At 40.1% G+C, this 726-nt stretch carries 1 pseudogene; it reads left to right on the forward strand.

Annotated features, from left to right (window positions below):
- Nucleotides 1–245: 245 nt before the first annotated feature.
- Nucleotides 246–638: pseudogene (locus OCV99_RS17950) on the forward strand (hypothetical protein); the annotation flags it as partial.
- Nucleotides 639–726 lie beyond the last annotated feature (88 nt).

Raw genomic sequence — 726 nt, forward strand, 5'->3', positions numbered from 1 at the left:
AACGACAGCAATACTATGATTCCCTGAAAGAAGCAGCATAGGGTACAAAATCCTTGAGGAAAATGTGTCAACTAATCTTGACAAAATCATAACGCAAGTGATGAAAACAACGAAAATACAAGGAGAAAGGCAACTGTTGTACCTATTAAAATAGAATATGTGTGAGAGGACAAGCCTTTCAGTAATGTAGACGTTCAGAAATGAGCGTCTATTTTTTTACCCAAAATGAAAGGAGCATTAGATTTATGAAAAAGACATGGAAACGATTGTGTACGGGCTTCTTAGCTCTTGCAACTGTCGTTACTGCTTTACCGACTACACCCGTCCATGCAGAAAGTAAGCAATACTGGACGGAAAGTGCAGAGCGTGTCGGTATCATTGAAAAAGTAATGAATGACGGTTCTATCGGTTCGACATTCAATGAGGGCTATATGAAAGTCGAGGGCGAAACTGCATATTGTATTGACATCAATACAGATTTTAAGAATGGCTACAAGACCAGAGCTGACGCAAGCTCACGCATGAGTGCCGACCAGATTTCAGATGTGGCGTTATCCTTAGAGTATGTCAAACAGTATGGCGAAGCTCACAAGGAACTGAACTACAAGCAAGTTTATCTGTTGGAACAATGTGTAGTCTGATTTTGTCAAGATTAGTTGACACATTTTCCTCAAGGATTTTGTACCCTATGCTGCTTCTTTCAGGGAATCATAGTATTGCTGTCGT

The organism is Dorea acetigenes (assembly GCF_025567385.1).
Lineage (GTDB): Bacteria > Bacillota > Clostridia > Lachnospirales > Lachnospiraceae > Claveliimonas > Claveliimonas acetigenes.